15 protein-coding genes are annotated in these 20185 nt (G+C 62.6%); 6 read left to right on the top strand and 9 right to left on the bottom strand.

Going from position 1 to position 20185, the window contains the following annotated elements:
- Positions 1-239 precede the first annotated feature (239 nt).
- The 4 genes from AC19YX_RS07410 to AC19YX_RS07395 all read right to left on the bottom strand — a co-directional run bounded on the left by AC19YX_RS07410 (position 240) and on the right by AC19YX_RS07395 (position 5165).
- Positions 240-1907: a bifunctional protein-serine/threonine kinase/phosphatase gene (locus AC19YX_RS07410; RefSeq protein ID WP_500605996.1), complete on the bottom strand. Its 1668-nt coding sequence runs from the start codon at positions 1905-1907 to the stop codon at positions 240-242.
- Between the two features lie 7 nt (positions 1908-1914).
- Positions 1915-3126, bottom strand: a complete 1212-nt coding sequence (locus tag AC19YX_RS07405; protein ID WP_020300360.1) for a nitrate/nitrite transporter — start codon at positions 3124-3126, stop codon at positions 1915-1917.
- Between the two features lie 237 nt (positions 3127-3363).
- Positions 3364-3939 carry an ANTAR domain-containing response regulator gene (locus AC19YX_RS07400; protein ID WP_020300361.1) on the bottom strand — a complete coding sequence of 192 codons (576 nt, stop codon included), beginning with the start codon at positions 3937-3939 and terminating at the stop codon, positions 3364-3366.
- Positions 3940-3953: 14 nt separating this feature from the next.
- The gene (locus tag AC19YX_RS07395; protein WP_078471154.1) at positions 3954-5165 is read right to left on the bottom strand and encodes a CmpA/NrtA family ABC transporter substrate-binding protein; all 1212 of its coding nucleotides are present in this window, start codon (positions 5163-5165) and stop codon (positions 3954-3956) included.
- 241 nt (positions 5166-5406) lie between these two features.
- Between AC19YX_RS07395 and AC19YX_RS07390 the strand changes: the two genes are divergently transcribed.
- Positions 5407-6438 (top strand): quinone-dependent dihydroorotate dehydrogenase, encoded by a 1032-nt coding sequence (locus tag AC19YX_RS07390; RefSeq protein WP_078471155.1) that lies wholly within the window; start codon positions 5407-5409, stop codon positions 6436-6438.
- Positions 6439-6628: 190 nt separating this feature from the next.
- Here AC19YX_RS07390 and rmf read toward each other — a convergent pair whose 3' ends face one another.
- Positions 6629-6844, bottom strand: a complete 216-nt coding sequence (gene rmf / locus AC19YX_RS07385; RefSeq protein ID WP_020300364.1) for a ribosome modulation factor — start codon at positions 6842-6844, stop codon at positions 6629-6631.
- Positions 6845-7389: 545 nt separating this feature from the next.
- On the opposite strand from rmf, the gene rlmKL reads away from it, so the two are divergent.
- Positions 7390-9660: a bifunctional 23S rRNA (guanine(2069)-N(7))-methyltransferase RlmK/23S rRNA (guanine(2445)-N(2))-methyltransferase RlmL gene (gene rlmKL, locus AC19YX_RS07380; protein WP_078471156.1), complete on the top strand. Its 2271-nt coding sequence runs from the start codon at positions 7390-7392 to the stop codon at positions 9658-9660.
- A gap of 137 nt (positions 9661-9797) precedes the next feature.
- A complete protein-coding gene (locus AC19YX_RS07375) occupies positions 9798-12197 on the top strand; it encodes a sensor domain-containing diguanylate cyclase (protein ID WP_500605995.1) in 2400 nt (799 codons plus the stop codon).
- A 45-nt stretch (positions 12198-12242) separates the two neighbouring features.
- On the opposite strand, the gene dacB is transcribed toward AC19YX_RS07375, so the two are convergent.
- Positions 12243-13703 carry a D-alanyl-D-alanine carboxypeptidase/D-alanyl-D-alanine endopeptidase gene (gene dacB / locus AC19YX_RS07370; protein WP_078471158.1) on the bottom strand — a complete coding sequence of 487 codons (1461 nt, stop codon included), beginning with the start codon at positions 13701-13703 and terminating at the stop codon, positions 12243-12245.
- A 233-nt stretch (positions 13704-13936) separates the two neighbouring features.
- On the opposite strand from dacB, the gene AC19YX_RS07365 reads away from it, so the two are divergent.
- The gene (locus tag AC19YX_RS07365; protein WP_020300368.1) at positions 13937-14281 is read left to right on the top strand and encodes a YggL family protein; all 345 of its coding nucleotides are present in this window, start codon (positions 13937-13939) and stop codon (positions 14279-14281) included.
- 174 nt (positions 14282-14455) lie between these two features.
- On the opposite strand, the gene AC19YX_RS07360 is transcribed toward AC19YX_RS07365, so the two are convergent.
- Complete coding sequence (locus AC19YX_RS07360; RefSeq protein WP_078471159.1) at positions 14456-15646, bottom strand: benzoate/H(+) symporter BenE family transporter; 1191 nt, start codon at positions 15644-15646, stop codon at positions 14456-14458.
- 320 nt (positions 15647-15966) lie between these two features.
- On the opposite strand from AC19YX_RS07360, the gene AC19YX_RS07355 reads away from it, so the two are divergent.
- Positions 15967-16731 (top strand): GntR family transcriptional regulator, encoded by a 765-nt coding sequence (locus AC19YX_RS07355; RefSeq protein WP_020300370.1) that lies wholly within the window; start codon positions 15967-15969, stop codon positions 16729-16731.
- 347 nt (positions 16732-17078) lie between these two features.
- Positions 17079-17912: a nucleoside-binding protein gene (locus tag AC19YX_RS07350; RefSeq protein ID WP_078471160.1), complete on the top strand. Its 834-nt coding sequence runs from the start codon at positions 17079-17081 to the stop codon at positions 17910-17912.
- A 95-nt stretch (positions 17913-18007) separates the two neighbouring features.
- Here AC19YX_RS07350 and guaD read toward each other — a convergent pair whose 3' ends face one another.
- Positions 18008-19312: a guanine deaminase gene (gene guaD, locus AC19YX_RS07345; protein WP_421547535.1), complete on the bottom strand. Its 1305-nt coding sequence runs from the start codon at positions 19310-19312 to the stop codon at positions 18008-18010.
- A 23-nt stretch (positions 19313-19335) separates the two neighbouring features.
- The gene (gene xdhC, locus AC19YX_RS07340) at positions 19336-20178 is read right to left on the bottom strand and encodes a xanthine dehydrogenase accessory protein XdhC (RefSeq protein WP_421547534.1); all 843 of its coding nucleotides are present in this window, start codon (positions 20176-20178) and stop codon (positions 19336-19338) included.
- Between the last annotated feature and the right edge of the window lie 7 nt (positions 20179-20185).

The raw sequence follows: 20185 nt of genomic DNA, 5'->3' as shown, positions 1-20185 counted from the left end.
TCCCGCTAGTTGCCTAGCGAGGACGCCTTTGTCCGGTCCCGTTCTCTCGGGAAGCCTGCCCTTCGTCGTTGAAGGTCGGGCTGTATGTCTGTTGCGTAGAACTAATGCAGCGCTTGTGCCAAGTCGCCACAGGCAGGGTTTTGCCGGGGTTGCTCCGCGCACTGGCGCCTGTTCATGCACCGAATCAAGGCGCGGCGCCCTCTTTCAGCGCGGCAGCGGCTACGGGAGGATTTGGGGTTTCAGTGCAGGAGCAGAAATAGCAGCACCAGATTGAGCAGCAGGGCGGCCAGGGCCACGCTGCGCCAGACTTTCAGCGGCTCGCGTTCGAGCAGGGGGCGCGGGCGTACGCTCAGGCTGCCGCGCTCACCGTGTTCCAGGGCCAGTAGCCATTCCTCGGCGGTCTCGAAGCGTTGGCCGGGGTCGGCATTTACCCCGCGCTCCAGGTTGTGTGCCAACCAGTCCGGCAGATCCGGGCGATAGCGACTGGCGCAGGTCGGGAGGCCGAAGCGCGGGCGCTGGAAGGCTTCGATCTCGCCATGGGGGTAGTGCCCGGTCAGCAGCAGGTACAATGTCACGCCCACGGCATACAGGTCCTGCTGCGCATTCGGCGCAGCACCGCTGAAGGCCTCCGGGGCGATGTAGCTGGGGGTGCCCGGCAGCAAGTTGGCCGGGTCCTCGCACAGGCCGGGGCAGTAGGCCAGGCCGAAGTCCAGCAGGCGCAACTCGCCGTCATCGCTGAGCAACAGGTTCTCGGGCTTGATGTCGCGATGCAGGATCTGTCGCCGGTGCAGCAAGCCCACCACGCGCAGCAGGCGCTGGGCCAGTGTCTGCCATTGCGCCAGGGGCAGCGGGCCATTTTTGGCGAACAGTTCGGCCAGGGTGCTGCCCGGGTATTCGCGCATTACGTAATACAGATGCTGGCGTGAGGTGCTGGCGTGGACCTCCGGAAAGTAGCGCCCGGCTACCCGACGCAGCAGCCATTCCTCAGCCAACAGGGCTTGTCCGGCCCGGTGATCGTTGTCCAGTTGAGTCGGCAGGGTTTTCAACAGCCAGGGCTGCAACTGGGCATCGCGTACCCGATAGCGCAATGACTGCTGGCTTTGCCCGAGCACGGCCTCGACCTGCCAGCCCTCGAACGCCTGGCCGGGCTTGAGTGGCGGCGGCAGGGGCCATTGCTGCAGGTGGATCAGGGCATCGCCGATCGAGTGTTCGCCCAGGGTGTCGACCCGTATCAGCAGTGCGCTGGCATTGTCCTGGCTGCCCGCCAGATGCGCGGCAGCGACCAGGGTCTGCACGGCGCTGTCGAGGTCGGGCTGATCATGCAGGATCGCGGCAATGGCCGTGTCGCCGAGGGTCGCCCAAACCCCGTCGCTGAGCATGAGCAAACATTCACCCTGGCGCAGCTCATCGTCGAGGAAGTCCACCACCAGGTGTTGATCCAGGCCCAGCGCGCGCTTGAGCACGTGCTGCATGCCGGGTTGCTCCCAGACGTGGTCCTCGCTGATGCGCTGCAGATGCCCGGCGTGCCAGCGATAGACCCGGCAGTCGCCAACGTGGGCCAGAGTGAATCGCCGGCCACGCAGCACCAGCGCGCTGACGGTGGTCAGCAACGGCTGGCCACCCCCGTTGGCTTGCAGCCAGCGATTCTGCGCCAGCAACAGACGCTCCAGAGCCTGGGCCACGGGCCAGGTTTGCGGGGTGGCGTAGTAGTCCAGTGCCAACGCCTGCAAGGTCGAACGCGCCGCCAGGCCTCCATCGGCGCATTGGCTGACGCCGTCGGCGATGGCGAATAGCAGCCCTTTGCTGGCCGCCAGCGCCGGTGCCGGCGTCACCAGGCGCAGCGCGTCCTGGTTTTCAGGCCGAGGACCGATGGCGCTCGCCTGGGCATGACTCAGTTGCAGGCTCATGGGCGGCTCAGACCCGCGCCGCGGTGACGGCGGCGGAGCCCCAGGTGGTGCGCCAGCGACGTTTCACCCCATGCAGACCGAACCAGGCCAGGATGCCCAGGCCGGCAAACAGCCACAGTGCCAGTTGATAGCTGCCGGTGCTTTGCTTGATCGCTCCCATGCCCGCCGCCAGGGCAAAGCCGCCGATGCCGCCGGCCATGCCGATCAGCCCGGTCATCACGCCGATCTCGCGACGAAAGCGTTGTGGTACCAGTTGGAACACCGCACCGTTGCCGGCACCCAGGCCGAGCATGGTGCAGACAAACAGCGCCAGCGCCGCGTAGGAACTGGGCAGGTTGAAGCCGACTGCGGCAATGCACAGCACCGCTACGCCGTACATGCCGAGCAAGGTCCGGATGCCGCCGAAGCGATCCGCCAGGGCGCCGCCCAAGGGGCGCATCAGGCTGCCGCCAAAGACACAGGCTGCGGTGTAGTAGCCGGCGGTGACCGGGCTCAGGCCGTACTGGTCGTTGAAGTAGCCGGGCAGAGCGCTGGCCAGGCCGATAAAGCCGCCAAAGGTCACGCTGTAGAAAAACATGAACCACCAGCTGTCACGGTCGCCCAGGGCTTTGAAATAGTCCGCCATGGACTTGGCCTTGGGCCGTTCCGGCGCGTTCTTGGCCAGCCAGGCGAAAATCACCAGGGTCAGAATCAGCGGGATCAAGGCGAAGCCGAACACATTGCTCCAGCCAAAAGCCGCCGCCAGCACTGGCGCGAGCAGGGCCGCAAATACCGTCCCCGAGTTGCCGGCACCGGCAATCCCCATGGCCTTGCCCTGATGCTGCGGCGGGTACCACTGCGAAGCCAGGGGCAACGCCACGGCGAATGAAGCCCCGGCCATGCCCAGAAACACCCCCAGCAGCAGGGCCTGTTCATAACTGTGGATACCCAGTTTCCAGGCGCCGAACAGGGCACAGATCACGATCACCTGGCCGATCAGCCCGGCGGTTTTTGGCGACAGGCGATCAGCCAGCAGGCCCATGGCAAAGCGCAGCAGGGCTCCGGCCAGGATCGGTGTCGCGACCATCAGGCCGCGCTGCTGGGTGGTCAAGTGCAGGTCGGCGGCTATCTGCACTGCCAGGGGGCCGAGCAGGTACCAGACCATGAAGCTCAGGTCGAAATAGAGAAAGGCCGCGAACAGGGTCGGGGCGTGGCCGGATTTCCAGAAGCTTGAATTCATCGCGCACCTCAGCTGAAAAGAGTCTCGAAAGGAGTCATGAGCCTTCAGGTGGTGCACCGTCACGGCCGCACCACCGGCCCCGGGCTGTGGGGCCAAAACGAAAAAACGCCGCAACCCTGTCTGCCTGAGCGAAGGGTGTGCGACGTCTTTGTCGTAGGTGGGGCAACCGCCGTTGGTTACCTGCGGAGTTTCCAAAGCAAGAGCTGAGCCAATCCGGCTGAGGCGTGGGGCGGGGGCTCAGCCAAGCAGTTCACTCATGGCGATAATCTGCTCGGCTACCTGGATCAGTTTCTGCTGACGGCTCATGGCTTGGCGGCGCATCAGGGTGTAGGCCTCTTCCTCCTGGCAGTGCTTCATTTTCATCAGCAAGCCCTTGGCTAATTCGATGCGCTTGCGCTCGGCCAGCTGCTGGTCCCGCGCATGCAGCTGGGCACGCAGCGCCTGGTCACTTTCAAAGCGAGCCATGGCCACATCGAGGATCGGTTGCAGGCGTTGGGTCTGGATGCCCTCGACTATGTAGGCGCTGACACCGGACTTGATCGCCTGGCGCATCACTCCCGGGTCGTGCTCGTCGGTGAACATCACGATCGGCCGCGGCTGATCGCGGCTGACCAGCACCACTTGCTCCAGTACATCGCGGCTGGGTGACTCGGTATCGATCAGGATCACGTCCGGACGCACCGTTTCGACCCTGGCCGGCAGGTCGATGGTCAAGCCGGACTCGTCGATCACTTCGAAGCCGGCCTCGATCAGTGCCGCCTTGAGCCGGCCGACTTTTTTTGCGGTGTCATTGATCAACAGGATTCGCAACATGCTCAAGGCTCCTGTCAGCGGCTGGCGAGAAGGGGTGAGCTGTCGCTCATGGCGTGCAATTTGAAGCTGCGTGCATAGCCGCCCGGGTCTGTGCCATCCCAGATTTTGCCGTCGATCAGTTGGCTGCTGCGCATGTCCTGGCCCCAGGACGCAACACCCACCGCCGTGGCCGCCTCGCGGTACAACCCAAGCTGTTGCACCTGGCGGGCGACGTCGAGGTAGTCCGGGTCTTCGCGCAGCAGGCCCCAGCGGCGGAACTGGGTCATGAACCACATGCCATCGGACAGGTACGGCAGGTTGACCGCGCCGGCATTGTGAAAGCGCAGGGCATGGGGGTCTTGCCACTGGTTGCCGAGGCCGTCGGCATAGTCCCCCAGCAGCCGCGGCTGGATACAGTCGAGCGGGGCGTCGAGGTAGGCGCCGGCGCTGAGCAACTGCGCGGTACTTTCACGGTTTTCACGGCTTTGTTCGATAAAGCGGCTGGCCTCGAGGACCGCCATCACAAGCGCACGGGCGGTGTTGGGGTACTGCTCGACAAAGGCGCGGGTGCAGCCCAGGACTTTTTCCGGGTGGTCGGGCCAGATGGCCTGGGTGGTGGCCAGGGTAAAGCCTTGGTCCTGGCGCACCGCGCTGGCGCTCCAGGGCTCGCCGACGCAAAAGCCGTCGATGCGCCCGGCTTGCAGGTGCGCCACCATTTGCGGCGGCGGCACCACCACGCTGTCGACATCCTGCAACGGGTGGATGCCCTGGCTGGCGAGCCAGTAGTACAGCCACATGGCGTGGGTGCCGGTGGGAAAGGTCTGGGCAAAGGTCAGCTTTGCACGACGTTGGTGCACGTGCTGGTAAAGCGCTTCAGGACTGGTCACCTGCAGCCCTTGCAGCTCTCGCGACAGGTTGATGCTCTGGCCGTTCTGGTTCAGCCCCATCAACACCGCCATGTCGCTGGCATTAACGCCGCCGATGCCCAGGTGCACGGCATAAATCAGGCCGTACAGGCTGTGGGCGGCATCCAGTTCGCCGCTGACCAGTTTGTCCCGCAGGCTGGCCCACGATGCCTGGCGCTTGAGGTTCAGGGTCAAGCCATAGGGCTGGGCGAAGCCCTGGGTTGCAGCAACCACCACCGAGGCGCAGTCGGTCAGTGCCATGAACCCCAGGTCGATGGCGCTCTTCTCCGGGGCGTCGCTGCCGTTGACCCAGGCCAGCGGGCCGATTGCGAGTTCATTCATGAGCCTGACCACCTTGCAATGAAAAAGCGCCGTACCCGAGCGCCTGGCAGAGCCAGGGCGGGTGACGACGCCTTTGTCCGTATCGATAGGGGCACCCTGCCGCCGTTGGCAGAAGTACTGATGTACACCTTGGTGCAAGGCATATGCCATTCACCGCTGATTTCACTGTGCGCCTCGCGTGCAGGCCCCGGGCCCGGCTATAATCGCCGCCTTATTCGCCGCCACCGAGTCAAGCCCGCCCATGTATACCCTGGCCCGCCAGCTGTTGTTCAAACTCTCCCCGGAAACCTCCCATGATCTGTCCCTGGACCTGATCGGCGCGGGTGGGCGTTTGGGCCTCAATGGGCTGTTGTGCAAGGCGCCGGCGCAGATGCCGGTGCGGGTCATGGGGTTGGACTTTCCGAACCCGGTTGGCCTGGCTGCCGGTCTGGACAAGAACGGTGCGGCCATCGATGGTTTTGCCCAGCTGGGGTTTGGTTTTGTCGAGATCGGCACCATCACCCCGCGTGCACAGCCCGGCAACCCCAAGCCACGGATCTTCCGTCTGCCCCAAGCTGAAGCGATCATCAACCGCATGGGCTTCAACAACCTGGGCGTCGATCACTTGTTGGCGCGGGTGGCTGCAGCCAAGTATCAGGGTGTGTTGGGGATCAACATCGGCAAGAACTTCGACACCCCGGTCGAGCGCGCGGTGGATGACTACCTGATCTGCCTGGACAAGGTGTATGCCCACGCCAGTTACGTCACGGTCAACGTCAGTTCGCCCAACACCCCGGGCCTGCGCAGCCTGCAGTTCGGCGAGTCGCTCAAGCAATTGCTCGGCGCCTTGAGCGAGCGGCAGAAGGAGTTGGCGCTGCGTCACGGCAAGCATGTGCCATTGGCGATCAAGATCGCTCCGGACATGACCGATGAAGAAACCGTGGACGTGGCCCAGGCCTTGATCGAAACCGGCATGGACGCGGTGATTGCCACCAACACCACCCTGAGCCGCGCAGGCGTCGAAGGGCTGGAGCACGGTGAAGAGGCGGGCGGCCTGTCCGGTGCCCCGGTGCGCGACAAGAGCACGCACACGGTCAAGGTGCTGGCGGCCGAATTGGCCGGGCGCCTGCCGATCATTGCGGTTGGTGGTATTACCGAAGGCCAGCACGCGGCTGAAAAAATCGCTGCCGGTGCCAGTCTGGTGCAGTTGTATTCGGGGTTCATCTACAAAGGACCGGCGTTGATTCGCCAGTCGGTGGATGCCATTGCGGCATTGGCTGCGCGGCAGTCGTAACCCTCAGGCTTAAGAGCGGCGCGCCCAGGCCTGTTTGGCCTGGTGGCGGGGAGCAGTCTTTCGTCATGAATCGCGGCCAATAAAAAGGGCTCCTTCAAGGAGCCCCTGGGCCGAAGCCCGCCGTCCGGATGGGACGTGCGTGGTTAAGTCACAAGCTATTCAAGTTTTAGTGTCGGAATGGTGCCCTTATTTAGCCGACAGCGTGAAGTTCGTTGAGTCTGTGGATGCCCGCAGTGCCTGTCATACCGTCCCAATTGTCGCCGCGTCCTTCGCGCCAGCCGTTAATCCAGGCTTGACGTACCGACGGTAGAGTAAATGGGCAAAGCTCACGGGATTTGCCGTTAACGCCATAGTGATATCCGCGTACAAATGCTTTTTCCAACGGATCACGCTTAAGTCTTCTCATAGGGTGTTTCCCTCACTTGTTGACTGTACTTATGTCCTATCGACCTCTACCTGAGGTCGGGCAGAATGCTTCTGCCGTTGGTGCTCGCTGCCGGCGTGGCGAGCTTGATTGTTGACGTCATTGCGGCGTCAACCTGTGTTGAGTTCTAACCAATAGGTCACACGGTGGGAATGATCGTTTTGTCATAAGGACGTAACGATAATGCGGGTAAGGCCATAAGAACGGCTGGATGCGAACCGTTTTTATTGGGCAAAGCCTGCTGTGATGAGCCTTTGGTTAGATGACGGTGTTAATGCTTTAGTAAGAATGTCGACCTGTTGCAGTCGGGTATTATTCGACGAAGGGTCGACTTATGACATTTTGTTGCTCGACTTTTTATCTGCCTCTGCCATCTAAGCTTTTTCTACCCTTGTGGTGAGCTGGTCGGCAGGGGTGGGACGGCACACTTTCGTGCCACGCGAGCGCTCTTCAAGAAAAGCGCTTGATTGAAAACCGGGCGGACAATGCGTTGTCCGTTCACTTATGCCAAAGGCCCTGGAACTCCCATGTCGGATCGTTACGAACTCTTCCTCACTTGCCCTAAAGGCCTCGAAGGCCTGCTGATCGAGGAAGCCGTCGGGCTTGGCCTTGAGGAAGCGCGCGAGCACACCTCTGCCGTGCGCGGCATGGCCGACATGGAGACCGCTTATCGGCTGTGTCTATGGTCGCGCCTGGCCAACCGGGTGTTGCTGGTGCTCAAGCGCTTCCCGATGAAGGACGCCGAAGACCTCTACCACGGTGTGCTGGATATCGACTGGCAAGACCACATGCTCGCTGACGGCACCCTGGCGGTGGAGTTCAGTGGCCACGGTTCGGGCATCGACAACACCCACTTCGGCGCCCTGAAGGTCAAGGACGCCATCGTCGACAAGCTGCGCACCCCGACCGGCGAGCGTCCTTCGATCGACAAGCTGAACCCGGACCTGCGCATTCACCTGCGCCTGGACCGTGGCGAAGCGATCCTTTCCCTCGACCTCTCCGGCCACAGCCTGCACCAGCGCGGTTATCGTCTGCAGCAAGGCGCTGCGCCGCTGAAGGAAAACCTGGCCGCCGCGATCCTGATCCGTGCCGGCTGGCCACGCATTGCCGCCGATGGCGGGGCGCTGGCTGACCCGATGTGCGGCGTGGGTACCTTCCTGGTGGAAGCGGCGATGATCGCTGCCGACATTGCCCCCAACCTGAAGCGCGAGCTGTGGGGCTTCACCGCCTGGCTGGGCCACGTCCCGGCGCTGTGGCGCAAGCTGCATGACGAAGCCCAGGCTCGGGCCCAGGCCGGCCTGGCCAAGCCGCCGTTGTGGATCCGCGGTTACGAGGCCGACCCACGACTGATCCAGCCCGGGCGCAATAACGTCGAGCGCGCCGGCTTGAGCGAGTGGATCAAAATCTACCAGGGCGAGGTGGCCACCTTCGAGCCGCGCCCGGACCAGAATCAGAAAGGCCTGGTGATCTGCAACCCTCCCTACGGCGAGCGCCTGGGTGACGAAGCCAGCCTGTTGTACCTCTACCAGAACCTCGGCGAGCGTCTGCGCCAGGCCTGCCTGAACTGGGAGGCGGCGGTGTTTACCGGTGCCCCGGATCTGGGCAAGCGCATGGGCATTCGCAGCCACAAACAGTACTCGTTCTGGAACGGCGCCTTGCCGTGCAAGCTGCTGTTGATCAAGGTCCTGCCGGACCAGTTCGTCACGGGTGAGCGCCGTACCCCGGAGCAGCGCCTGGCCGAACGTGAGCAGGCCGAGGCCGACAAGGCCCCGCTTGAGCCGCAAGAGCGCCAGTACAACAAGAATGGCAACCCGATCAAGCCCGTACCGGCGCCGGCCCCAGTGGTCGAGCAGGCGCGCTTGAGCGAAGGCGGGCAGATGTTCGCCAATCGCCTGCAAAAGAACCTCAAACTGCTGGGCAAATGGGCCAAACGTGAGGGCATCGAGTGCTACCGGGTCTACGATGCGGACATGCCGGAGTACTCCCTGGCCATCGACCTGTATCACGACTGGGTCCACGTTCAGGAATACGCCGCGCCGAAATCCATCGACCCGGAGAAGGCCCAGGCCCGTCTGTTCGACGCTTTGGCCGCCATCCCCCAGGCGTTGAACGTCGACAAGAGCCGGGTAGTGATCAAGCGTCGCGAGCGCCAGAGCGGCACCAAGCAGTACGAGCGCCAGAGCACCCAGGGCAAGTTCACCGAAGTCACCGAGGGTGGAGTCAAGCTGCTGGTCAACCTGACCGATTACCTCGACACCGGGTTGTTCCTCGATCACCGGCCGATGCGCATGCGGATTCAGAAAGAGGCTGCCGGCAAGCGCTTCCTCAACCTGTATTGCTACACCGCGACGGCCAGTGTGCATGCGGCCAAGGGTGGGGCGCGCAGCACTACCAGCGTCGACCTGTCCAAGACTTACCTGGACTGGGCGCGTCGCAACTTCTCGCTCAACGGTTTCTCCGACAAGAACCGCCTCGAGCAGGGCGACGTGATGACCTGGCTGGACGCCTGCCGCGATGAGTTCGACCTGATCTTCATTGATCCGCCGACCTTCTCCAACTCCAAGCGCATGGAAGGGGTGTTCGACGTACAGCGCGATCACGTGCAGTTGCTCGACCTGGCCATGGCCCGCCTGGCACCGGGTGGCGTGCTGTATTTCTCCAACAACTTCCGCAAGTTCCAGCTCGATGAACACCTTGAATCGCGCTATGCGGTCGAGGAAATCAGCGCCAAGACCATCGATCCGGACTTCGCTCGCAACGGCAAGATCCACCGCGCCTGGAAAATCACCGCGCGCTGATCGGCACTTGAATGCACGGAGCCTTGATATTCAAGGCTCTTGGCTATTTTTGCGCTGGTCAAATTAATGGCCAATAGCTATAAGTGACTCGCAGCCAGCTTGGTCCCCAAGCCCCCTCCGGCGTTGTGAGTCTGCTTATGCGGTTACGCGTGGTACGCCCCAGAATTCTCGGTTTCATCAGCGAAGACGTTTCGGCCTGGCTGGTCGCGGGCGTGGCGTTGCTGGCGGGAAGTGTATTGACCGGATTATTGGCCTGGTCGACGCTCAACCTGTACCAGCAACAGTTGCGCCAGCGCTTCCACTTGCTGGCTGGGGAGCGCTTCAGCCGGATTGAAGAGCGCTTTCAGGATCAGGAGCAGCGGCTCGAAGGACTGCGGCGCTTCTTCTCCAATTCCGACGCGGTCACCCGTCAGGACTTCGATGGCTACGCCGCGCCGTTGTTGCTCCGCACTCAAGCCTATGCCTGGGCTCCCAGGGTCAGTCGTGCCGAGCGTCCGTTGCTGGAGCGCAGTGTGCGCGAGCAGGGCATCAGCGATTTTTCAATTCGCCAGTTGAACGCCGCCGGCGAGCTGGAGCCTGCGGCCGATCGCGATGAATATGTGCCGGTGCTCTACAGCCAGACCCAAAGCTGGCTTGGCTCGCCCTTGGGCTATGACCTGCTGGCCCAGCCTCTGCGTCGCGCCACCCTGGAGCGTGCCCGGAGCCAGGGCGGGATGGCGGTGTCCCAACCCTTGCACCTGGTCAGCGTCGATCCGGCCTACGCCAACGGCATATTGCTGGTAGCGCCGGTCAACCGGCTTTCCACCAGTGGCAGGCCAACCACCGAGCCTTACGGCTACGTCCTGGCGATCATCAGCATGCGGCAATTGGTGGCCGACGGCTTGCCGCAGCCTGCCAGTGACAACCTGGCCGTGCGGATACTCGACCTGTCCACCGAGGGCCGGCATGAGGTCCTGTACGAGTCGAGCAATGCCCCTGCCGACAGCTCGCTCCTGGCAACCCGGCTGCTGCGCCTGGCTGATCACTATTACCAGGTGGATATCCGGCCCAGTGCGGCGTTTCTCCTGGCCAATCATTCATCGGCGGGCAGCCTGATGGTCCTTGGCGGGTTGCTCAGTATCCTGCTCAGTGCCTTGCTCTATGTGCTGGTCAGCCAGCGCCAGCGTGCGTTGCACCTGGTCGAGCAGCGCACCGAGGAGCTGCGCACCCGGGAGCGTGAGTTGCGTGGCACCCACGGCCAATTGCGCAGCGTGCTGGATGCGGCGACCCAGGTGGCGATCATTGCTACCGATCTGCATGGCACCATCAGCACCTTCAATGCCGGCGCCGAACAGATGCTCGGTTACAACAGCGCCGAGGTGCTGGGCAAGCTGACCCTGGAAAGCCTGCACCTTCCCACGGAGCTTGCAGACCGCGCGCGCCAGTTCAGCCGGCATTACGGCAAGCACATCTCGCTGGCTCAGGCGATGCTGGCCGGTGCCGAGGAGGAGGGTATCCACGCCGCCCGCGAGTGGACGCTGGTGCGGCGTGACGGTAGCCAGCTGGCGGTGAACATGCTCGCCACCCCGGTGCTCGATGAGCATGGCCTGTGGGTCGGTCACCTGGCGATCTGTATTGATATCACTGAACGCAAGCGGGTCCACGAGGCACTGGCCGCCCGCGATCAGTTGCTGAAAAAGCTCACGGCCCACGTCCCGGGCGGGATCTACCAGTTCAAGATGGAAGTCGCGGGGCACGCCAGCTTCAGCTACGCCAGTGACGGTATCCGTGAGATCTACGAGATCGAGCCCCATTTGCTGCAGCAGGATGCAGCCGTGGTGTTCGATCGGATCCACCCCGAGGATCTGGCGCGGGTGCGGGCCTCGATCCGGGCCTCGGCCACGGACCTCAGCCCCTGGCAGGAGGAATACCGCGTGCTCCTGCCCCGGCGCGGCCTGCGCTGGGTGCGCGGCGCGGCGACCCCGGAGAACCTGCCCGGCGGGGGCGTGGTATGGCACGGCTACATCTCGGACATTTCCGATCTCAAACGCGTGGAGGAGGAGCTGCGGGCGCTGTCGGTCACCGACTCGCTGACTGGTATCCACAATCGCCGGTACTTTCACGAGCGCCTGCAGGCCGAAATGGAACGGGTCACCCGGGGGGCAGGCGATCTGGCGGTGATCATGCTGGATATCGACCACTTCAAGCGCATCAACGATCAATTTGGGCACGGGGCCGGTGACCGGGTACTCAAGTGCGTCTGCGAGCGCATTCGCTATCGCCTGCGGCGCAGTGACGTGTTCTGCCGCCTGGGTGGCGAAGAGTTCATGGTGCTGTGCCCCGGCACCGATGGGGGCAAGGCATATGCCCTGGCTCAGGAGTTATGGCAGAGCCTGCGCAGCTCGCCGATCGACAGCGTGGGTGTGGTTACCGCCAGTTTTGGCATTGCCAGCTGGCGTGAAGGCGAGGGCGCCGATGCGTTGTTGCTGCGTGCCGACGCGGGGGTGTACGCGGCCAAGCAGGCCGGGCGCGACAGGGTCGAGCGCGAGATACCCTGAACCTGATGGGCTGAGTGCTGGCCTCGGCCCATCAGGTGCAGCGGCTTACAGGTCCGAAGCGGCAGTGGCCAGTTTTGGCTGGCGATACAGGTCCAGCAGCACCTGGTCCAGCACCGACGAGGCGCCGAAAGGTTTCGGATCGTTGAGAATCGCCACCACCGCCCAGGTATTGCCGTTGCTGTCACGGCTGTAGCCGGCGATGGCGCGCACGGTGTTCAGGGTGCCGGTCTTGATGTGCGCTTCGCCGGACATGGCGGTGCGTTTCAGGCGCTTGCGCATGGTGCCGTCCATGCCGGCAATCGGCATCGAACTGATGAACTCGGCGGCGTACGGGCTTCTCCAGGCGGCTTGCAGCAGGCCGGCCATTTCCCGTGCGCTGACCCGCTCGGCGCGAGACAGGCCGGAGCCGTTTTCCATCACCAGGTGCGGCGCGGTGATGCCTTTCTTCGCCAGCCACTGGCGCACCACGCGCTGCGCGGCCTTGGCATCGTCGCCATCGGCGTCGTTGCGGTATTGCGCGCCCAGGCTCAGGAACAGCTGCTGGGCCATGGTGTTGTTACTGTATTTATTGATGTCGCGGATGATCTCCGCCAGGTCCGGGGAGAAGGCCCGGGCCAGGACCTTGGCGTCTTTGGGCACCGCAGCCAGGCGGTCTTTGCCCTGGATGCTGCCACCCAGTTCCTGCCAGATCGCCCGTACGGCGCCGGCGGTGTAGGTGGCATGGTCGAGCAGCGACAAGTAGGTCTGGGAGCTGCAGCCATCGCCCAACTGGCCGTTGACGGTGACTGTGACGCTGCCGTCCGCCTGGGCGACCGGGTTGTAGCGCACATCGCCGGTGCATTGCTTGCCGGGCGCGGCTTTGACCTGGTTGTCGATGCGGATCTTGGCGATCGGCGGTTCAACCGACACCAGCACCCTGCCCGAGTCGTTGCGTGCGACAAAACGCAGGGCCTTGAGGTTGACCATCAGCGAGTCGGGCTTGACCAGGAACGGCTTGTTTTCGTCATTGCCGTCGTCATTGAATTCCGGCAGTTGCGGTTGCACGAAGAAGTTGCGGTCCAGCACCAGGTCGCCGGTGACTTGCTGCACGCCGTTGGCTCGCAGGTCACGCATCAGCAGCCAGAGTTTCTCCATGTTCAGCTTCGGGTCGCCACCGCCCTTGAGGTACAGGTTGCCGTTGAGGATGCCGCCGCTGAGGGTGCCATCGGTGTAGAACTCGGTCTTCCACTGATGGTTGGGGCCGAGCATTTCCAGCGCAGCGTAGGTGGTGACCAGCTTCATGGTCGAGGCCGGGTTGACCGAGACGTCGGCGTTGAAAACAGTCGGGGTGCCGGGGCCGTTGAGCGGGATCATCACCAGCGACAGGGCGTTGTCCTGCAGCTTGCTGGCTTTGAGGGCTTGTTGAACCTTGGGAGACAGAGTGGTGTTGACGGGAGCTGCGGAGACGGTGAAGGCCAGGGGCAAGATAAAACTGGCGAGAAGCAATGGACGCAAAGATTTGATCATCTGAAATAAAACCCTGCAGGCGAGGGGGAAAAAGAAGAGGGCATGAAGATAACTTCCCTCGGTGGTCATGAAAGTGTCGGCATTATGCCCCAAGGTATAGCGCCTTGTGCCGTGCGGCGGGCGGCTAATCCGCTATTTTTTTCCCAATGGCCTGCTCGCACGTCTATAGAGTCAGGCAATCACTTGCTTAAACTGCTAAAGTGCCGCCCGTTATTACTTAAGAGGATTGTTCCATGGCTACTAACCGTTCCCAGCGTCTGCGCAAAAAACTGTGCGTCGATGAATTTCAAGAGCTGGGTTTCGAACTGAACCTGGATTTCAAAGAAGATCTGGGTGAAGAGGCTATCGACGCTTTCCTCGAAGCCTTCCTGAAAGAAGCGATGGAAGCCAACGGCCTCGGCTACGTTGGTGGTGATGACTTCGGCCTGGTTTGCCTGAGCAAACGCGGTTCGGTCAGCGAAGAGCAACGCGCCAAGGTTGAAGCCTGGCTCAAGGCCCGCACCGAGCTGACCAGCGTTGAAGTCAGCCCGCTGTTGGACGTCTGGTACCCGGAAAAGCCAATCAATCCGGTAGCCTGATGTCATGAGTCGGCGGCCCGTCCGGGCCGCTGACTCGTTGCTGCCCCAGGGCGGCGTCTCGATTTCCCCACTGATCCTGTCAATGCCTCGGGCCTGTATCCCGGGATGTGCCGTGGGCGTTGATCAAGGTCATGGCGGCCCGGATTGGGTTGGACCGCCGCGTGCGCCAGTGCCTCAGGCCTTGCGCCAGTTGAGGATCGCCAGGGTCAGGACCCCGGCGACAATCCCCCAGAAAGCCGAACCGATGGAGAACAGCGTCAGCCCCGAGGCGGTGACCATAAAGGTGATCAGCGCCGCTTCGCGCTCCTTGACTTCACTCATGGCGATGCTCAGGCCGTTGATGATCGAGCCGAACAGCGCCAGGGCGGCAATCGACAGCACCAGTTCCTTGGGCAGCGCGGCGAACAAGGCCGCGAGGGTGGCGCCGAAGACCCCGGCGATGCCGTAGAAGATCCCGCACCAGACCGCTGCGGTGTAGCGTTTGTTGCGGTCTTCGTGAGCGTGGGGGCCGGTGCAGATGGCCGCGCTGATGGCGGCCAGGTTGATGCCGTGGGAGCCGAACGGTGCCAGCAGCAACGAGGCGATGCCAGTGGCGGTAATCAGCGGCGAGGCCGGTACGTTGTAGCCGTCGGCGCGCAGGACGGCGATGCCCGGCATGTTCTGCGAGGTCATGGCCACCACGAACAGCGGGATGCCGATGCTGATGGTCGCCGCCAGGGAGAAGTGCGGTGTGGTCCAGACCGGGGTTGCCACTTCCAGGTGGAAGCCGCTGAAGTCCAGCAAGCCCATCAGGCCCGAGAGCAGGGTGCCGAGCAGCAGCGCCGCGAGCACGGCATAGCGTGGCGACAGGCGCTTGACCACCAGATAGGTGAAGAACATCCCCAGCACCAGGCCGGTCCGGTGCTGGGCGGCGACGAAGATTTCGCTGCCGATCTTGAACAGGATCCCCGCCAGCAACGCCGCCGCCAGGGACGCCGGAATGCGCTTGACCAGGCGCTCGAAGCTGCCGGTCAGTCCGCAAATGGTCACCAGTACCGCGCAGGTGATGTAGGCGCCGATGGCCTCGCCGTAGGTCACCCCGGACAAACTGGTGATCAGCAACGCCGCACCCGGGGTCGACCAGGCGATGGTGACGGGCGTGCGATAGCGCAACGACAGGCCAATGCTGCACACCGCCATGCCGATGGAGATGGCCCAGATCCACGAGGAAATCTGCCCGCTGCTCAGGCCGGCGGCCTGGCCGGCCTGGAACATCAGCACCAGGGAGCTGGTATAGCCGGTCATCATGGCGATGAAGCCGGCGACGATGGCCGAAGGCGAAGTGTCGGCCAGCGGGCGCAAGGGCGCGGTGGAGGCGTCGGACATGGGGGTGCAATTCCTTGTTCTTGATAAGAGCAGAAGCAGACAACGGGCCGTTGCAGCCAGGGTGTCGGAAGTACCAACAACACTGTTCCGGTACCCGAAGTTCAAGCCTAAACTTAAAAGTAACCGGACATTGCAATACAGCCGCGACCGTAAACAGCCGTACAGTCAGGCCCTGGCGGTCGGCTTTTAACTCTTATTGCGAATGATCCCCATGGGTTGTGTACAATGTGCCATTGTTTTAACGCGATACTTGCCAGCGACCCACTGTGCCGTATTACAGTCACCGTCAAATCGCCGCAGTCCTTCCGACCCGAGTGCCCATGAACGAACAGTTGCAACCCCTCAAGAAACAACCGCGAGCCGGCAAGGCCGGTCGCAGCGGAACCCAGGACGATATTGTCTACGCACATATCTTCGAGGCCATCCTCGAACAGCGCCTGGCGCCCGGTACCAAGTTGAGCGAAGAAGCGCTGGGGGAAATTTTCGGAGTCAGTCGGACCATCATTCGTCGCGCCTTATCGCGCCTGGCCCATGAAGGCGTGGTGCTGCTGCGCCCCAACCGTGGCGCGGTGGTGGCGAGCCCCAGTGTCGAGGAAGCGCGGCAGGTGTTTCTTGCACGGCGCCTGGTGGAGCGAGCGATTACCGAGTTGGCGGTGGAGCATGCCACGGCCGAGCAGTTGGCCGAGTTGCGGCAGATGGTCAACGACGAGCGTGACAGCTTCTCGCGCGGTGATCGCGGCGCCGGTATTCGTCTTTCCGGCGAGTTCCACTTGAAGTTGGCGGAAGCGGCCAAAAATGCACCGCTCATCAGCTTCCAACGTAGCCTGGTGTCCCAGACTTCGCTGATCATCGCCCAGTATGAAAGTGGCAACCGCTCCCACTGTTCCTACGATGAGCACACCCAGTTGATCGATGCCATCGAAGCCCGTGACGGCGAGTTGGCGGTGAACCTGATGATGCATCACATGGATCACATCGACAGCAAGCTCAACCTCGACGAAGAAAGCGCTTCGGACGACCTGCACGCAGTGTTCTCGCACCTGCTGCAAACCAAAAAGCCGGGTCGAGCTGCCGCCAAGCTCTGATTGACCTGAGATAAACATCCCCCGCCCGGGATCACCGGGACGGGGGATTTTTTTGGCCGGGTGAAAAGCGCTGTGCATGTTTTTGCAGCAGCGACGGCTGCGTTCAACGCCTTGTTTTAATTACGGTCAGCCACGGCTCTCAACGCGGCCAGCAAACTATTTGAAATGTTGTGATCAATTGTTTGTGCAATTTAGTCACTGTTTGTATACAGTTTTTGCGTCGAGTCCCGATCAGGCGGTAGCGGCAGGGGCCAAGGTGCCGCGCCTCTATTTCCTGGTGGTTCAGGGCTCGATATGCACTGCCCGGCAGCCGGCCGGGCCTGTATCAGGCACAGGACATAATAAAAATGAGAAAGGCACTTCAAGGCGCAACCCTGCTGATGAGCATCATTGGCGCCGGGGAAGCGGTGGCTGTGGAATGGATGAACAACAGCGTCGGGTTTCGTTACGGCAAAGAGTTCACCAACCCCAACAACCCGCACTACATCAGCAAGCGCATCTACAGCTTCACCCACGCCAGCGGCTACCAGTACGGCAGCAACTACCTGCACCTGGACGTTCTGCTTTCCGACAATGACGACCCACGCAAGGGCACTCGCGAAGGCAGCAGCGAAGTCTACGGCGTCTATCGGCACCAGCTCTTCGCTTCACGGGTCTTCGATACGCCATTGGGCACTGGCGCGATCAAGGATTACGCGCTGACCCTGGGTTTTGACGCCAGCCGCAACAACAACCTGGGTTCGGCGAAAAAACGCGCCCTGGTGTTCGGCCCGACCCTGAAGTTCAACACCGTCGGTGTGCTTGACCTGAGCCTGTTGTACTACAAGGAAAACAACCATTCCGGGATCCCCGGGGCCAAGGATCCGGATCACACCTTTGATGACACCTACCTGCTGAACCTGGCCTGGATGCGCCCGTTCGAGCTGGGTAGCCATGGCGCCAAGTTCCAGGGTTTCATCAATTACACCGGGGAGAAGGGTCACGATTACAACTACCGCGACACCGCGCCGGAAACCCTGGTGCGCACGGCGCTGATGGTGGCGGTGTTGCCGGGTAAAAACGTCAAGCCCAACCTCTACCTGGGGGTGGGCTACGAGTATTGGCACAACAAGTTTGGTGTCGACGGCGGACGCGGAACCCGCACCTCGACCCCGACCCTGAACCTGGAAGTGACCTTCTGATCCACTGCCCGCACAGGTCGCCCTGTGCCTCTGAGCAGGCATGAAAAAAAATCCCCCGCCCGGTTGATCCCGGACGGGGGATTTTGCGTTTGCCCCTAGCGCTGGTGGACCAACTGGCCGGCGGCGTAGGTCTGGGACACGGTGCGGTCATCGCCCAGGGTCATCAGCACGAACAGGGTTTCGGCGATGCTCCTGGCCTGCTTCAGGCGATAGCTGAGCAGTGGTGTGGCGTGGTAGTCGAGCACCAGGAAGTCGGCATCGGTGCCGGGTTGCAAGGTGCCGATCCGGTCTTCCAGGCGCAACGCCCGGGCGCCGCCGAGGGTGGCCAGGTACAGTGACTTGAAGGGGCTCAGGCGTGCGCCTTGCAGTTGCATGACCTTGTAGGCTTCGTTGAGGGTTTGCAGAAGCGAGAAGCTGGTGCCGCCACCGACGTCGGTGCCCAGGCCGACGTTGAGGTTGTGTTTTTCCGCCATCGGCAGGTTGAACAGGCCGCTGCCGAGGAAGAAGTTCGAGGTCGGGCAAAAGGCCACGGCCGAGCCGGTTTCAGCCAGGCGTGCGCATTCGTCGTCGCACAGGTGCACGCCGTGGGCGAACACCGAGCGCTCGCCGAGCAACTGGTAATGGTCGTACACGTCCAGGTAGCCCTTGCGCTCCGGAAACAGCTCCTTGACCCACTCGATCTCCTGCAGGTTTTCACTGATGTGGGTCTGCATGTAGAGGTCGGGATACTCGGTCAGCAACTGGCCGGCCAGGGTCAGTTGTTCCGGGGTGCTGGTGGGGGCGAAGCGTGGGGTCACCGCATAGTGCAGGCGGCCCTTGCCGTGCCAGCGTTCGATCAGCGTTTTGCTTTCCCGGTAACCGGATTCGGCGGTGTCGGTCAGGTAGTCCGGGGCGTTGCGGTCCATCATCACCTTGCCGCCGATCATCCGCAGGTCGAGCTTGTGCGCCGCCTCAAAGAAAGCATTCACCGACTGCGGGTGCACGCTGCCGAACACCAGGGCCGTGGTGGTGCCGTTGCGCAGCAGTTCCTTGATGAAAATATCGGCCACTTCATCGGCATGGGCCTGGTCGGCGAACTGGCTTTCGCAGGGGAAGGTGTAGGTGTTGAGCCAGTCCAGCAGTTGCTCGCCGTACGCACCGACCATGCCGGTTTGCGGCAGGTGGATATGGGTGTCGATAAAACCCGGGGTGATCAGGGCATCCTGATAGTGGTTGATTTCGATATCGGCAGGCAGGCTGGCGAGCAGTTCGCTGGCGTGGCCCAGGGCGCTGATCTGGCCGTTTTCGACCACCAGCAGACCGTCTTCGAAGTACTCGTACGAGGCTTCGATACCGACCACGGCGGGGTCGGCAATGCTGTGCAGGATGGCGGCCCGGTAGGCTTTACGTGTCAGAGGCATGGAGATTCTCAATCAGTGGTTTTTCAGTTTGAAGCCTGGCTGCGGCGCGAAGCCGGCAGCAGTTTGGCAATGGGTTCGGCGCTGGCGCTGTGCTGGCCGAAATTGGCGTTATAGGTGGCGATGATTTCGCCGGCGATGGAGATGGCAATCTCCACCGGCAACTTGCCTTTGACCTCACCCAGGCCCATCGGGCAGCGCATGCGTTGCAGCACGCCGCTGTCGAAACCGCGGTCGCGCAGGCGGTGTTCGAACTTGACGCGTTTGGTCTTCGAACCGATCAGGCCGAAGTAGGCAAAGTCGTTGCGCTTGAGGATCGCGGCGGTCAGTTCCAGGTCGAGCTGGTGATTATGAGTCATGACGATGCAATAGCTGCCCACCGGTAACTCGGAAATTTCGTCGACGGGCTCTTCGCTGACGATTTTGCGCACGCCGTGGGGGATCTGTTGCGGGAACTCCTGCTCCCTTGAGTCGATCCAGCGCACCCGGCATGGCAGGCTCGCCAGCAGCGGCACCAGGGCGCGGCCGACGTGGCCGGCGCCGAACACCGCGATCTGCGCCTGCACCTGGCCCATGGGTTCGAACAGCAGCACGGTAACCCCACCACAGCACTGGCCAAGGCTGGCGCCGAGGCTGAAGCGCTCCAGGTGAGTGTTCTGCTGGCCGCGCAGGAGCATGTCCCGGGCGATCTGCATGGCTTTGTATTCCAGGTGGCCGCCGCCGATGGTGTCGAAGCTGTGCGCCGCGCTGATGACCATCTTCGAGCCGGCATTGCGCGGCGTGGAGCCGAGCTCTTCGATGATGGTCACCAGCACGCAGGGTTCTCCCTGGTTCTGCAGGTCGGCGAGGGCGCTGATCCAGTTGTTCATAATCACC

Source organism: Pseudomonas sp. MF09150 (assembly GCF_059862355.1).
Note: the sequence above shows the minus strand (reverse complement) of the source record. Positions and strands in the feature narration are given on the sequence as shown.

Coding starts and splice junctions, on each gene's coding strand:
- AC19YX_RS07410 (WP_500605996.1), bottom strand. CDS start 1,907: ATGAGCCTGCAACTGAGTCATGCCCAGGCGAGCGCCATCGGTCCTCGG.
- AC19YX_RS07405 (WP_020300360.1), bottom strand. CDS start 3,126: ATGAATTCAAGCTTCTGGAAATCCGGCCACGCCCCGACCCTGTTCGCG.
- AC19YX_RS07400 (WP_020300361.1), bottom strand. CDS start 3,939: ATGTTGCGAATCCTGTTGATCAATGACACCGCAAAAAAAGTCGGCCGG.
- AC19YX_RS07395 (WP_078471154.1), bottom strand. CDS start 5,165: ATGAATGAACTCGCAATCGGCCCGCTGGCCTGGGTCAACGGCAGCGAC.
- AC19YX_RS07390 (WP_078471155.1), top strand. CDS start 5,407: ATGTATACCCTGGCCCGCCAGCTGTTGTTCAAACTCTCCCCGGAAACC.
- rmf (WP_020300364.1), bottom strand. CDS start 6,844: ATGAGAAGACTTAAGCGTGATCCGTTGGAAAAAGCATTTGTACGCGGA.
- rlmKL (WP_078471156.1), top strand. CDS start 7,390: ATGTCGGATCGTTACGAACTCTTCCTCACTTGCCCTAAAGGCCTCGAA.
- AC19YX_RS07375 (WP_500605995.1), top strand. CDS start 9,798: ATGCGGTTACGCGTGGTACGCCCCAGAATTCTCGGTTTCATCAGCGAA.
- dacB (WP_078471158.1), bottom strand. CDS start 13,703: ATGATCAAATCTTTGCGTCCATTGCTTCTCGCCAGTTTTATCTTGCCC.
- AC19YX_RS07365 (WP_020300368.1), top strand. CDS start 13,937: ATGGCTACTAACCGTTCCCAGCGTCTGCGCAAAAAACTGTGCGTCGAT.
- AC19YX_RS07360 (WP_078471159.1), bottom strand. CDS start 15,646: ATGTCCGACGCCTCCACCGCGCCCTTGCGCCCGCTGGCCGACACTTCG.
- AC19YX_RS07355 (WP_020300370.1), top strand. CDS start 15,967: ATGAACGAACAGTTGCAACCCCTCAAGAAACAACCGCGAGCCGGCAAG.
- AC19YX_RS07350 (WP_078471160.1), top strand. CDS start 17,079: ATGAGAAAGGCACTTCAAGGCGCAACCCTGCTGATGAGCATCATTGGC.
- guaD (WP_421547535.1), bottom strand. CDS start 19,312: ATGCCTCTGACACGTAAAGCCTACCGGGCCGCCATCCTGCACAGCATT.
- xdhC (WP_421547534.1), bottom strand. CDS start 20,178: ATGAACAACTGGATCAGCGCCCTCGCCGACCTGCAGAACCAGGGAGAA.